Source organism: Neobacillus sp. PVCKKU3 (assembly GCF_058323225.1).
Window position 1 is genome coordinate 34,150 of sequence record NZ_JBLVQN010000048.1, and the last position, 13,353, is coordinate 47,502.

The following is a 13,353-nucleotide window of genomic DNA, read 5'->3' on the forward strand; positions in this document are numbered from 1 at the left end:
CTCAAACAATGGCAAGCATTGTTTGAGTCCTTTTGTGTTATTTTTTTATGGATGCATCGTGAAGCGCAGATAGTTCTCGTTCCAATTGATCTAAAATCGCTTTCCCATCCTTGCTATCTATTAAGCCCAATCTTACCGCAAAGTCTATTTCTCTAGATAGGCCAAACATTTGGGTATCCAACACCTCTTCATAAAGAGGGCATTGAGGCATCGTGAGATTGTCCATTTGCACTTTGATAAGCTTTAATATTTTTTCAGCGTCTGCCTGCAATAAGGCAAAAGCTTTTTCCTGGTGATTCACGATCATTTCAGACGCCAACATTGATCCCCCCATTTCAGAGCGAATATTCAACTTATCTATAAATTTTACCTTTTGCAGCGGAAAATTGCAAGAACAATAAGCCTTAGCTGCCGCTCGAATGAATAATTATGACTTTCGGGCAGAAAAAGGCTATACTTAATAATGTAAATAAGGAGGATTGACCATGGAACGCATTATCAATATAAAAGGTAAAGTAAAATATCCAATCACACTTGACCCAAGTGTTTGGATTTTCGATGATCGCCGGCTTGATTTAACTACTCATTTTTCAACTGAAAAAGATAATACCGATTCGACGGAAGCATATACGAAAGCCGTGTCAAAGCACTGGGACCGTGAAATCATGGAAGGAGCCGTCTTCCCTCCGACATTAAAAACAGAGCGCATATATGAAAAACAAAAGATGCTAACCGGAACCTTCGGAATTCTGTTTAAACCATTTCTGAAAAATTCCGAGCCAGAAAGCACCGCATCAGTGCTTGTAATTGAAACAGAAGATGAAAATTATGAGCTGCCCTTAAATGAGGCCTATGAGTTGATTTTGGGATTCTCAGATAAAGGCAAGCAACTATCCGCTGATGGCCCTGTTCACGTTTATTTTGGCGATGGCTCAAACCAGCAAAACCCTATTAAAAAAGTAAAAGGTTTTATCGTAAAATAGGACGGGCAATCTTGCCCGTTTTTACTTACAATAAATCCGCGGCTAGCCGTGCCAATCCCGACCTTTCCCCTTTTAATAGTTTCACATGCCCGGAAATAACTTGATTTTTAAATTTCTCCACGACATAGGTTAAACCGTTATTATAAGCATCAAGATATGGATGATCAATCTGCTCCGGATCCCCCATTAAAACGATCTTACTGTCCTCTCCAACCCTGGTTATAATTGTTTTCACTTCATGCTTGGTCAGATTCTGCGCTTCATCGATAATAATAAATTGCTTAGGAAGACTCCTCCCCCGAATATAAGTTAGTGCCTCCACCTCAATGGATCCCATACCAGCTAAGATAGCATCCAGTTCCCCAGGTTTTTTTGTATTAAACAGAAATTCCAAATTGTCAAAAATCGGCTGCATCCACGGACGCAGCTTTTCCTGCTTTTCACCAGGCAAAAAGCCTAAATCCTTGCCGACCGGAACAATCGGCCGGGCGACGAGCAGTTTTTTATATTCGTGAAAATCTTCTGTCTGCATAAGTCCAGCGGCTAATGCCAGCAAGGTTTTTCCTGTTCCTGCTTTGCCGATTAAAGTTACTAGCGGGATATCTTTTCGCAGCAGCAATTCGATTGCCATTGTTTGCTGTACATTCCGCGAATGAATTCCCCAAACATGCTCTTGGTTCAGCGCTAGCTTCTTGACCTTCTTGGCCGTTATATTAACCATCCCAATCGCCGAGGCCGAGCTTCCGAGGGAATCCTTTAATATCAGAAATTGGTTTGGATAAAAGGTATAATTGGCGATTTCTGAAAGTAGAAGTTCTCCTTTCTCATAATAACGGTTTAACAGGTCTTTTGGGATATAGACCTCAAGAAATCCCGTATATAAAGAATCAACTTCCACCACCCGGTCATTTAGAAAATCTTCTGCAGATAGTCCGATGGCATCCGCTTTTACTCTTACTAATGCATCCTTGCTGACTAGAATAACGGGTTTCCCATTCTCCTTTGTTTGTTCCTCTAAAAACAAATTTTTCGCAACCGCAAGAATTCGATTATCATTCGTTTTTTCAACAAAAATATCCTGAAGCTCATGAAATGATCGGTGATTCAGCTCAATCCTGATGGTTCCTCCATTTTCGAGCGGGATTCTTTCATGGAGCTTTCCCGAGGCTCTGAGACCATCAATTAATCTTGATACATGCCTAGCATTTCTACCGATTTCATCCATGTACCTTTTCTTTGAGTCCACTTCTTCAAGTACGACTGCAGGAATAACTACTTCATTATCTTGAAAGGAAAAAATGGAATACGGGTCTTGTAATAAGACGTTTGTATCTAACACGTATATTTTACTCAAAGCGACGCCTCCTGCTTTACTTGGTGTAAGGAAAGTGTAAAGTTACTATACATGCCATTTTGCCGGTTGTACTTTGGTAAAATATATGTTTATTGGAATAAAGATAGAAGGTGTTCCGCACAATAATTGTTAGTTGGGACCTTCATATCAAATAGAATATTATGTGAATTTTCCCAGTCTTTTAATTAGCTTTTTGGGAGGGTTTTTTATGAAGAAGATTTTAGTGACAGCTGCCATTTTCTTATTATTAACGGGATGTAATACGAATCAAAATAACGAGACGGCAAAAAATCAACAAAATAAATTAGTAAATGTAAAAAATAGCTACATAGAAAGTGTAGACCGAAAAACGGGCCAGGAAATATCAAAGCGGTTGGTGGAACTGGCGACCAGCGTACCGAATGTAAATGATGCAACTGCCGTGGTAATAGGGCGTTACGCAATCGTTGGAATCGATGTAAATGCTAAAATTGACCGTTCTCAGGTGGGGACTATAAAATATTCCGTGGCAGAAAGCCTCAAAAAGGATCGGTATGGTGCCAATGCCATCGTTGTAGCAGATGCCGATACAACTGAGCGGCTCAAAGAAATTCAGGCGGATATAAACAACGGGCGTCCAATCAAAGGGATTATGGAGGAACTAGCTGACGTTGCCGGGAGGTTAATGCCGGAAATACCCGGAGATTTAATAACCCCTAATCCGAAAAACGCTACGGAAGAACCCGATAAAAAGCTCCCTGCAAAACAAGAAAACAAGCTTGAAAAAGAGCAGGAAAAACAGTCTAATTATCATAAATGAGAAAAAAGCTTAGCTGTAGGCTAAGCTTTTCTTATTGCATCCATGACCTGCCTGTCCAATCTTTCAGCGGCATTTTTATCATAGGTTTTGTCATATTGGACTTCCTGAACAATTTTAGAGCCATAAAACATGACATCCCTTACTTCCTTAATTTTCACTTCAATAAGGGCTAGTTTCAATGGAACGTCTTTCAATCTTTCTTCTTTTAAATTAGCTTCTCCCTGGATGGAGTATGTAGACTCATTTGCGATAATATTAATAACGACATGGTTATTTTTATTTATATTTTCAATGATTCTGGAACGGTTATCAACCGCAAAATAAATGATATTTTCATCTTTTGCAAGCACCCAGGATATAGCGCTGACATTTGGTCCACCTGTTTCATAATCAACGGTAGCCAGCGTAACAAATCTTTCTTTTTGCAATTCCTCAAATAAAGGTTTAATTAATTTTGGTTCAACTTGATTAACCATTTCTATTTTCAACTCCTTTTTCTTCAATGCTGCCTTAAAACAGACATTCCCATATTACTACTATCTCTTTTTTTCTTCAACTAATACAACGTTCCCCTACAGACAGCCTTGATACTATAGTATAATAAGTAGTAACCAAGAAATATAAAGAGGTGCATAATGAGAGTTAAATGCGTGCTTTGTGATAAAATTGAAACGATTGATGACGAATCTCCAGAGGCAAAACGACTAAGAAATCGTCCAATCCATACATATATGTGCGATCCATGTCAGGAACGTATAGCGAAAAAAACGAACGACCGGCTGGAAACCGGAAATTTCCGTTTTCTCAGGCCAAAATCAGATAGGGATGAATGGTAAAGAGGCTGACTTTTCCGGTCAGCCTCTTTTTTTTAATCTGCAATAGGAAAGTTTTCGTATTTCTCTGGTTCCCTACTGATTTGGTCCAGCATAACTTCAATTAATTCCCGTGGGAAACGTGTTTTTTTACTATCTTCCCCCTGCTGATAGGCAACATAGTACATCACTTCATCGTGCGTAATTTCAACTTTGCTAATATGGTATTCATCCTTAAGCATTCGTTCGAAATGCTTTAAGGTGTCTATCGCAGCCGTATCTTCCGGACGGGCATCACTAACCACTTTTATTGTCAGCCAATTATATAAAACATCCTGAACGGAATTCATCGTATCCCCCCATTACTTTGCCTCCGACTGCTGCTTTTTCGATTGATGCAGGCGGATTTTATATATGATTAAGATTAGCGCAGATACAGCTAACGCTTCGGCTACTGGCAATGCATAAGAAAGAATCAGCAAAACTAAGCATCCAATTACGAGACAAGTATAAATGACCACGTTTTTTAAAAGAGGCAGCTTCTTCGCATATCCCAATTTATATACAACGACAGCTAAAATCACGATATATATAAACTGTAGCCAAACAGCCGTTTTAACATCTGTAAGCTGCATGAAAAATCTTAGAGTGGGGGAGAATCCTTCCATCTAAATTGCACTCCTTTTATTAACTCATTTCAGCATATTTTTTCTTTTTAGCCAAACGTTCCCGTTCGTTTTTATCAAGAATTTTCTTACGAAGACGAATTGATTGTGGAGTCACTTCACAAAATTCATCCTCATTTAAATACTCCAAAGATTCCTCTAAGGTCAAGAGACGAGGTTTTTTAATAACAGAAGTCTGATCTTTATTGGCAGAACGAACGTTTGTTGCCTGCTTAACCTTCGTAATATTAACTGTCAGGTCATTTTCTCGGGTATGTTCCCCTACGATCATTCCTTCGTAAATTTCCGTTCCCGGCTCAACAAAGATGGTTCCGCGGTCTTCCACTTGCATAATACCATAAGTTGATGCTTTACCCGACTCCATTGAGACAAGAACACCTTGTCTTCTTCCGCCAACCTGACCCGTAGCCATTGGCTGGTAGCTGTCAAATGTATGATTGATGATTCCGTACCCTCTGGTCAGAGTCAAAAATTCTGTTGTGTAGCCAATTAAGCCGCGGGCAGGAACATTAAATATTAGCCGAACCTGACCTGTTCCATTATTAATCATATCAAGCATTTCACCTTTACGAGCTCCGAGAGATTCCATGACAGAACCGGTATGCTCCTCAGGGACATCAATTTGTACCCTCTCGATTGGCTCACAGCGTACCCCATCAATTTCCTTAACAATAACCTCTGGTTTAGATACTTGAAGCTCATATCCTTCACGGCGCATGTTTTCAATTAAGATGGAAAGGTGAAGTTCTCCGCGTCCGGAAACAATCCATGCATCTGGCGAGTCTGTATTTTCAACACGTAAGCTGACGTCTGTTTGCAATTGAGCTTGAAGTCTTTCCTCAATCTTTCTGGATGTTAAATATTTTCCTTCACGGCCGGCAAATGGGCTGTTATTGACAGCAAAAGTCATTTGCAGGGTCGGTTCATCGATCCTTAGCACCGGCAGGGCTTCCTGATTTTCTACTGGACAGACGGTTTCCCCGACATTAATATCCTCCATACCGGAAACAGCCACTAAGTCACCGGCAACCGCTTCTTGAACTTCCTCACGCTTTAATCCAAAGAAACCAAAAATTTTCGTTACCCTGAACTGTTTGACGGAGCCATCAAGCTTCATTAAAGCAACCTGTTGTCCCACTTTCATCGTTCCGCGGAAGACACGGCCAATACCAATTCTTCCTACATAGTCACTGTAATCTAGAAGGGCTACCTGAAATTGCAGCGGTTCCTCCCTGTTATCGACTGGTGAAGGAATGTGTTCAATAATGGCTTCGTATAAAGACTGCATATTTTCATCTTGTTTATCCGGAGTCAAACTAGCTGTTCCATTTATGCCTGATGCATAGATGACAGGGAATTCTAATTGGTCCTCATTGGCATCTAGTTCGATAAACAAGTCGATAACTTCATCTACAACCTCGGCTGGACGGGCAAAGTCACGGTCGATTTTATTTACCACCACGATTGGAGTCAGATTTTGTTCCAACGCCTTTTTTAACACAAATCTTGTTTGCGGCATAGTGCCTTCATAGGCGTCCACCACGAGCAGAACGCCATCGACCATTCTCATAATCCGCTCTACTTCCCCGCCGAAGTCAGCGTGTCCGGGAGTATCCAGGATGTTAATTCTTGTATCTTTATATTGTATAGCAGTATTTTTGGCAAGGATTGTAATGCCGCGCTCTCTTTCCAAATCATTGGAATCCATGGCTCGTTCATCAACATGCTCATTTGAACGAAACGTTCCTGCCTGTTTTAATAACTGGTCCACCAAAGTGGTTTTTCCGTGGTCAACGTGCGCAATAATTGCAATGTTTCTTATATTATCTCTTTTCTTCAAAGAAGTTCCATCTCCTGACTATTTTCGGGTAAAATCTATTTATAGTTTCATTTACAACTAAAACATTATACCATAATAGAAGTGGAAACCTAAAAGTATTTTATTGTAGAATGAAAAATAAAGTTTTGATAAAGGAGTAAAGATCATGAAAGATGTGAAATGGCCATTCCTCATTTATGCAATCCTTGCCGCAGCATGCATTATGGGAATAGGTGTTGCTATTGCCGAAAAAAGCCTGCTAGGGATATTAGGATGTATTATTGCTGTTATCGTTATCATGGGACTTGGTTTTAAAACAAAAAAGAAGATGCGTGAAAACGGAACGTTATAAATGAAAACTCGCCGATTGGCGAGTCCGTTAGGACGGTTCATGAGGCGTAGTTGAATTTATACTTTCTTATTAGCTAAAAAAAGAGGCTGACCTTATTAAGTCAGCCTCTTACCATTTTCCGTCCTTTAAATATTCATGAAGAATCGTTTGATGAAGCCCCGGCTTGGCGACAAAAAGGGAGTCCTGTGAAAGGTAACCCAGCTTTTCTCCCCTTAAATTAGTGACAACTCCACCAAGCTCCTCGATAATCACAGCCCCTGCAGCATAATCCCATGGTGACAGACGCATGGAAATATACGCATCTACCCGTCCAGTAGCTACAAACACCATTTCTAAAGCTGCTGATCCATAGGATCTCGTCCCTCTTGCATCCCTAACTAATGGAATTAACAAATTATGGTCAATTCGGTGATTTTTCATTACCCATGTTGCGTTCAAGGCAATAATGGACTTTTTCACTGACGTCTCGCTTAAATTCGCAATCGGAGTTTCATTCAGATAGGCTCCCTTGCCGGAAAAAGCATGATACAATTCATCATGAACCACATCATAAACTAACCCAATTTTGCCAACACCGTCTTCATAGACCCCAATAGAAATCGCAAAATTCCTTTGCTGATGAATAAAGTTCATCGTTCCATCGATTGGATCAATCATCCAGACGATTCCGTCAAGGCTGTCCAATTTATCTCCGAACCCTTCTTCTCCCATGATTTTATGATGAGGGTAAGCCTCTTTTATTTTTTTGATAAAAAATTGTTCTGTTTCTTTATCGATATTCGTTACCAAATCATTGGCATTTGATTTGGTTTGAATACTTAAGCGCTGATTAAAGGATTTCCGAATACTCTCTCCTGCTTCGTTTACCCATTGTTTTGCCTGGGAATAAAGACTTTCCCAATTCATCCTTCTTCACTCCAATTTATCTTTATTTCTTGTGAGCTTTCGATGTATGTAGTATGAGATACGGAAAAAATTTCATGTATCTATAGCTTAATCAATGATAAGCCAATCATCAACTTTTAGCGCCTTTATTCCTTTTTTACTTTTATTAACTTTTTTCCAAACACAATAATAAACGAACTCCCCCGTCCACATTGGAGTTCGTTTAGATTATGAAAACTTTTCGTTTCATTCTATTTTGTATCCCCTTAAATTATTAATACAAATTTATTTTTATAAAGCTTTTAGCCGCATTAATTCCAAACGGATTCTTTCAAGCTTCTGTTTACATTCTTTGATTTTTTTCTCATCTTTTTCTTCAATCGCTTCAAATAAAACTGCTAATTCATAGTCCATTTCCAATCTTAGAACTGCTGCTTTTTGCTTTTCGCCAACTTTTTTAAGTGATGTATTCATCAACTGCTTCACCTTATCTCCTCCCCCTAGGATCATTTCGGTTTATTTTTTTACTGTATAATATGAGGCATTTTGAAATGTTGGAACAAATATGTGCTTTAACCCAGAATGCTGTTCATTTCATGTCTGTAAAGGCATTATGCTACAATGTTTGGGGAATGGTTTATAGGAGGTATAGGGATGGATTTTAAAGGATTTACCGAAGAAGATTTTAATGTGTTTTTAGTCGAGGGATTGGAGAATAGAATGGAAGCCTTAAAAACCTACATTCGTCCTAAATTAGAGCAATTGGGCCATCATTTCGCCCCAGCCTTGAATTTATTAACTGGTGATGAAATGTTTGTTCATATTGCCAAACATGCAAGGCGGACAGTTAATCCTCCAAAGGATACCTGGGTGGCTTTCGCCAATAATCCGCGCGGCTATAAAATGCTGCCTCATTTTCAAATCGGCTTATGGCATACCCATTTATTTATTTGGTTTGCGGTAATTTATGAAGCTCCACAGAAGGAAGTAATCGCAGAGCGTCTATCAAAAAAATTGACCAAGATATATAAAGAAATACCAACAGAATTTGTGTGGTCTGCCGATCATACGAAGCCTGATACTTTCTCACACAGGGAAATGTCAAAGGAAGAATTAAAGGGGCTTATCGACCGCTTACAAACAGTTAAAAAAGCAGAACTATTGTGTGGCTATACGATAGATAGAGAAGTTGCCATCGCGCTTGGCTCTGAAGGCTTGATAAACGAAATCGAAAATGTATTCCAAAAGGTTGCCCCAATATATAAAATTGCTTGTAATTTAAAATAAACAAAGGAGACAGCTAATGTCTCCTTTGTTTATTTCATCATAATCTTCTCACCGGGAGAAGCTTCTTTTGCTTTTTTAATGGCCCGATAGGATGAATATCCGCTGATTTCTTCAAATTCACCGCAAACGGTCTTTTCTTCTGCTTTACTTGGGACAATTTCCTTAAATCTCCGGTAGACGGACATCAGCTGGTCGCGTTCAATTCCGGACTCATACGCTTTTTCAATGGCTTCAAAGAAATGAACGACATCAACAATTTCCTCTGTCGACCATCTGTAGTCTATTGGATACTGATATTCCATGTGATCACCTGCTGACTCTCTTTTGTATTGTTTCTTATTCTTTCCACTTCCGGCGAATTTGTTCAGCTTCATGGATAATCCGATCAAAAAGCTCGGCAGTAGACGGTACGTCTTTAATGAGTCCCATGACCTGGCCCGCCCAAGCGAAGCCTTTATCAACTTCACCATTATAAATGTACTGTTGATTAGCTTTTCCACTAATAAAATCCTTAAGCTCTTCATAACCGCCATGATTCTTTTCAATTTCAAGGATTCTATCAGTCCATGTGTTCGCAATTGCTCTTGCTGGTGCGCCGAGCGAGCGCTTAATCACCACTGTATCAGTTTCAGTGCCTTCAATCAATGCATTTTTATACACATCATTAGCATGAACACATTCCTTAGTGGCAATAAAACGAGTCCCCATCTCTATTCCTTCAGCACCTAAACTGAGTGCAGCCATTAGCCCTCTGCCATCACCTATTCCGCCCGAAGCAATAACCGGTATTGACACTGAATCGACAACCTGAGGAATTAACACCATAGTACCTAGATCATCACGGCCGAGATGCCCTCCTCCTTCCTGCCCAACTACCATTACAGCATCAGCGCCAAGTTCCTCCGCTTTCACTGCCTGCCTTCTTGCAGCAACAAGGACAAGCTTTTTAATGGATGTACCCTTTAATTGTTCAAAAATTGGAGCCGGATTTCCGCCAGTCATAGAAATAACAGGTACCTCTTCATCAATAGCTACCTGCAAAAAGTCAGCAAAAGGCCTTCCGGTTTGTCCGATGGCAAAGTTCACTCCAAAAGGATTATCGGTTAATTCTCTAACCTTCTTAATTTCTTCTCTAAGAAGTTCAGGACTTGCCAAGGACATGGCCGTAATTTGCCCAAGACCGCCACTATTGGATACGGCTGCGGCTAAATCGGAATAAGCTAAATACGCAAGCCCGCCTTGAATAATTGGATAGCGGATATTTAATATTTCTGTTACTCGTGTCTGCCAATTCATTTGAAAAATCACTCCTTAATTAGTCGTTATTTGTTATTTCGTTTCAAACGGGTAAATTTCCTTTTCTTTTGGGAAACTAAATTTTATAAATCCATTCGGATAAAAATTTACAGAATTCCTATGCAGACCACATATTTAATGCTATAATTCAATTTGTTTTTTTGAATTTTTATTTATAAGAGATCTTAATAAGAGGTGTGTATAAATTGTCCCAAAATCAAACACCGCTCTTTAGCGGTTTATTAGCACATGCCAAAAGAAATCCAATTCAATTTCATATACCTGGACATAAAAAAGGAGCCGGTATGGATCCGGAATTCCGAGAGTTCATTGGTGAGAATGCTCTTTCCATTGACTTAATCAATATTGGACCGCTTGATGACCTCCATTCACCTAAAGGAATGATTAAGCAGGCCCAGGATTTGGCGGCAGAAGCTTTTGGCGCCGACCATACTTTCTTTTCAGTCCAAGGCACCAGCGGAGCCATTATGACAATGGTTATGGCAGTTTGCGGCCCTGGAGATAAAATCATTGTGCCACGAAATGTCCATAAATCAGTCATGTCGGCCATTGTCTTTTCAGGTGCAATTCCTGTATTTATCCATCCGGAAATTGACATGGAGCTGGGGATTTCCCATGGTATTACACCGGAATCAGTGGAAAAAGCACTTGAACAGCACCCTGATGCAAAAGGAGTATTAGTCATTAACCCTACTTACTTTGGAGTTTCCGCCGACTTAAAAAGAATCGTGGAAATTGCCCACTCTTACGAAGTACCTGTCCTTGTAGACGAGGCCCATGGAGTTCATATTCATTTCCATGAAGCCCTTCCAATATCAGCCATGCAGGCAGGTGCGGATATGGCTGCAACCAGCGTCCATAAGCTTGGCGGTTCGATGACGCAAAGCTCCATTTTAAATGTTAAAGAAGGTCTTGTTTCGGTTAAACATGTTCAATCCATTCTCAGCATGCTTACGACAACATCCACTTCTTATTTATTATTGGCTTCGCTGGATGTTGCCAGGAAACAGCTGGTGATGAAAGGAAAAGAATTAATTGACAGAACGATTCACCTTGCGCAGTCCATCCGTCAAAGAGTGAACGAAATAGAACATCTTTATTGCCCTGGTGAAGAAATTTTAGATTCCAAAGCCATATTTGATTATGACCCGACAAAACTGATTATTTCCGTCAAAGATTTAGGGCTTACTGGCTATGAAGTAGAAAAATGGCTCCGGGAAAAGCACAATATCGAAGTGGAAATGTCTGACCTTTACAACATCCTCTGTATCATTACTTTAGGAGATACGGAAAATGAAGGGGATATTTTAGTAACCGCCCTAAGGGAGCTTTCTAAAGAGTATGAGAATCGTTCTGAAAAGATAGAGCCTGTTGAGGTTCTTCTTCCGGAAATTCCACTGCTTGCCTTAACTCCGAGGGATGCATTTTACTCTGAAACGGAAGTAGTAGCCCTGGAGAAATCTGAGGGCAGAATAATTGCTGAATTCATTATGGTGTATCCTCCAGGAATCCCAATTTTTATTCCTGGTGAGATTATTACGAAAGAAAACCTCCACTATATAAAGAAAAACTTGGAGGCCGGACTGCCTGTTCAAGGACCGGAGGACGATGAACTGAAAACAATCAGGGTTATTAAAGAATATAAGGCAATTCAATAGCAAATAAAAAATACAGGATTCCTAATGGAATCCTGTTTATTTTTAAGTAAATTATATTTATTTCACTTCTTTTTCCCCATGGCTTTCGCAGCAGCAGCCGCATTTTGAATAGAGAACCGTTACTTTTTCATCTTCAAAATGATCAATTGTTGAATTACAAGTTTGGCATACAATAGTACCCATGCTTATTAGTCCCCTTTTTTGTGGAATTAACACTAAATTGAAAGCGATTTACTATCCTTGAAATCATAATAATATATCACATTAAAAATTTCAAGCCTAATTGTATGTCACATTTAAAAAATAATTATTTAAATAGGAATTAAAATTGTCCCAATAACAAACATTTTAGCTTCAAACTGTACAAATAAAGAAAAGTTTATAAATATACCTATTTAAGTTGTCATTATTTTTTATTCAATGCTAGAATAAAAGAGGTGATATTACAGGTAAATAAGGGGGATAATGATGGCTTTAAATGCATATATAAAGCTCGTGCCTTCATCAGCGAAGCAAACGATTACAATCGAAGAAGTAAAGGATTTATTTCACTACTATAAAGACATTACAAGTAAAACTGGCGATCAGCTGAATTGGCAATTTGAGGATGCAGCACTACCTTATGAGATAAAAGAAACGGCTGAAGGAAAAGGAAACTGGTTTTATTTACATTCTGACCATGAACGTTACTTTGCCATTTTAATAGGTGTTGATAAAGAAATTGTCAAAACAGAAGAAGGCGGGGAATATGAGCAGACATATATTCAGGTTACCTTGCCGGAACAATCTACATACGGAGATAAAGGAAAAGCAAATGAATTTTGCAAATTCCTAGCCAAAAAGCTTCAAGGCGAATTGCACCTTTTTAACGAAAGAATTATGTACTTTTACCCAAGAAAATAAGCTCCCAAAGGGAGCTTTTTTTAATTTTCTCGGAAAATAAATTTACAGAAATTTAAAAATGCTAATTTTTATAATTGTTTTCCTATGCTATAAGGCCTGTTGATTTCCACTCCGGGCACTCGCTTTCCGTGGGGAGGTCCTGGAGCCTCCTCGGCGCTCAAAGCGCCTGCGGGGTCTCCAGTGACCTCTATTTCCCACAGGAGTCGAGTGCCCTCCGCTCCAATCAACAGGGAGACAATTCACCCTAAATATTGACACACACTTTTTCGCACCTTGCTAAGTTAAGTGTGTCGCCTAAATGAGGGACTTCTCCTTCTTGGATTCCATCGATTTTGTCCTTCATCGGCTTTATAAGGGACTTTTTCCTTCATAGATTCCATCGATTTTATCCTTCAGTGGACTTAATGAGGGATATTTCCCTCCTGGATTCCTTCAATTTTGTCCTTCAATGATCTTCTTACAAGAATATAGTTGCTCAATCTTGTGGTTTAAGTTCTT

18 protein-coding genes are annotated in these 13,353 nt (G+C 39.4%); 7 read left to right on the forward strand and 11 right to left on the reverse strand.

All coding sequences use genetic code 11. The features are described 5' to 3' along the window. Positions 1-37: 37 nt before the first annotated feature. Complete coding sequence (locus tag ACNQGS_RS24645) at positions 38-319, reverse strand: Fpa/YlaN family protein (protein ID WP_213141311.1); 282 nt, start codon at positions 317-319, stop codon at positions 38-40. Between the two features lie 166 nt (positions 320-485). Between ACNQGS_RS24645 and ACNQGS_RS24650 the strand changes: the two genes are divergently transcribed. Further along, on the forward strand, positions 486-983 hold the full coding sequence (locus ACNQGS_RS24650; RefSeq protein ID WP_491489629.1) for a peptidyl-prolyl cis-trans isomerase: 498 nt from the start codon (positions 486-488) through the stop codon (positions 981-983). A gap of 25 nt (positions 984-1,008) precedes the next feature. Here the strand turns inward: ACNQGS_RS24650 and ACNQGS_RS24655 are convergent, their stop codons facing one another. Beyond that, positions 1,009-2,337: a PhoH family protein gene (locus ACNQGS_RS24655; protein ID WP_213140877.1), complete on the reverse strand. Its 1,329-nt coding sequence runs from the start codon at positions 2,335-2,337 to the stop codon at positions 1,009-1,011. 208 nt (positions 2,338-2,545) lie between these two features. Between ACNQGS_RS24655 and ACNQGS_RS24660 the strand changes: the two genes are divergently transcribed. Next, positions 2,546-3,136: a YhcN/YlaJ family sporulation lipoprotein gene (locus tag ACNQGS_RS24660; RefSeq protein WP_491489630.1), complete on the forward strand. Its 591-nt coding sequence runs from the start codon at positions 2,546-2,548 to the stop codon at positions 3,134-3,136. 20 nt (positions 3,137-3,156) lie between these two features. Here ACNQGS_RS24660 and ACNQGS_RS24665 read toward each other — a convergent pair whose 3' ends face one another. After that, positions 3,157-3,612: a pyridoxamine 5'-phosphate oxidase family protein gene (locus tag ACNQGS_RS24665; RefSeq protein WP_491489631.1), complete on the reverse strand. Its 456-nt coding sequence runs from the start codon at positions 3,610-3,612 to the stop codon at positions 3,157-3,159. 159 nt (positions 3,613-3,771) lie between these two features. Between ACNQGS_RS24665 and ACNQGS_RS24670 the strand changes: the two genes are divergently transcribed. Beyond that, positions 3,772-3,972, forward strand: a complete 201-nt coding sequence (locus ACNQGS_RS24670; RefSeq protein ID WP_213116467.1) for a YlaI family protein — start codon at positions 3,772-3,774, stop codon at positions 3,970-3,972. A 32-nt stretch (positions 3,973-4,004) separates the two neighbouring features. Here the strand turns inward: ACNQGS_RS24670 and ACNQGS_RS24675 are convergent, their stop codons facing one another. The 3 genes from ACNQGS_RS24675 to typA are packed head-to-tail and all read right to left on the reverse strand — an operon-like array spanning position 4,005 to position 6,474. Then, entirely contained in the window at positions 4,005-4,298 is a 294-nt protein-coding gene (locus ACNQGS_RS24675; protein ID WP_213140879.1) for a hypothetical protein, read from the reverse strand. Positions 4,299-4,310: 12 nt separating this feature from the next. After that, positions 4,311-4,616 (reverse strand): YlaH-like family protein, encoded by a 306-nt coding sequence (locus ACNQGS_RS24680; protein ID WP_213116469.1) that lies wholly within the window; start codon positions 4,614-4,616, stop codon positions 4,311-4,313. A gap of 19 nt (positions 4,617-4,635) precedes the next feature. Beyond that, the gene (typA, locus tag ACNQGS_RS24685; protein WP_491489632.1) at positions 4,636-6,474 is read right to left on the reverse strand and encodes a translational GTPase TypA; all 1,839 of its coding nucleotides are present in this window, start codon (positions 6,472-6,474) and stop codon (positions 4,636-4,638) included. Between the two features lie 145 nt (positions 6,475-6,619). Between typA and ACNQGS_RS24690 the strand changes: the two genes are divergently transcribed. After that, a complete protein-coding gene (locus tag ACNQGS_RS24690; RefSeq protein WP_213140882.1) occupies positions 6,620-6,805 on the forward strand; it encodes a YlaF family protein in 186 nt (61 codons plus the stop codon). Between the two features lie 108 nt (positions 6,806-6,913). On the opposite strand, the gene ACNQGS_RS24695 is transcribed toward ACNQGS_RS24690, so the two are convergent. Beyond that, complete coding sequence (locus ACNQGS_RS24695) at positions 6,914-7,711, reverse strand: inositol monophosphatase family protein (protein WP_491489633.1); 798 nt, start codon at positions 7,709-7,711, stop codon at positions 6,914-6,916. A 270-nt stretch (positions 7,712-7,981) separates the two neighbouring features. After that, positions 7,982-8,176: a YkzI domain-containing protein gene (locus ACNQGS_RS24700; RefSeq protein WP_213140884.1), complete on the reverse strand. Its 195-nt coding sequence runs from the start codon at positions 8,174-8,176 to the stop codon at positions 7,982-7,984. Between the two features lie 168 nt (positions 8,177-8,344). On the opposite strand from ACNQGS_RS24700, the gene ACNQGS_RS24705 reads away from it, so the two are divergent. Beyond that, positions 8,345-8,977: a YktB family protein gene (locus tag ACNQGS_RS24705; RefSeq protein WP_491489634.1), complete on the forward strand. Its 633-nt coding sequence runs from the start codon at positions 8,345-8,347 to the stop codon at positions 8,975-8,977. Positions 8,978-9,006: 29 nt separating this feature from the next. Here ACNQGS_RS24705 and ACNQGS_RS24710 read toward each other — a convergent pair whose 3' ends face one another. Then, entirely contained in the window at positions 9,007-9,279 is a 273-nt protein-coding gene (locus ACNQGS_RS24710) for a UPF0223 family protein (protein WP_491489635.1), read from the reverse strand. 34 nt (positions 9,280-9,313) lie between these two features. Then, positions 9,314-10,273, reverse strand: a complete 960-nt coding sequence (locus tag ACNQGS_RS24715) for an NAD(P)H-dependent flavin oxidoreductase (RefSeq protein ID WP_491489636.1) — start codon at positions 10,271-10,273, stop codon at positions 9,314-9,316. Between the two features lie 206 nt (positions 10,274-10,479). Between ACNQGS_RS24715 and ACNQGS_RS24720 the strand changes: the two genes are divergently transcribed. Beyond that, positions 10,480-11,952, forward strand: a complete 1,473-nt coding sequence (locus ACNQGS_RS24720; RefSeq protein WP_491489637.1) for an aminotransferase class I/II-fold pyridoxal phosphate-dependent enzyme — start codon at positions 10,480-10,482, stop codon at positions 11,950-11,952. 57 nt (positions 11,953-12,009) lie between these two features. Here ACNQGS_RS24720 and ACNQGS_RS24725 read toward each other — a convergent pair whose 3' ends face one another. After that, positions 12,010-12,135, reverse strand: a complete 126-nt coding sequence (locus ACNQGS_RS24725; RefSeq protein WP_213116478.1) for a GapA-binding peptide SR1P — start codon at positions 12,133-12,135, stop codon at positions 12,010-12,012. A gap of 285 nt (positions 12,136-12,420) precedes the next feature. Here ACNQGS_RS24725 and ACNQGS_RS24730 point away from each other — a divergent pair, with 285 nt between their 5' ends. Further along, positions 12,421-12,855: a DUF1885 family protein gene (locus ACNQGS_RS24730; protein WP_491489638.1), complete on the forward strand. Its 435-nt coding sequence runs from the start codon at positions 12,421-12,423 to the stop codon at positions 12,853-12,855. Positions 12,856-13,353: the final 498 nt, after the last annotated feature.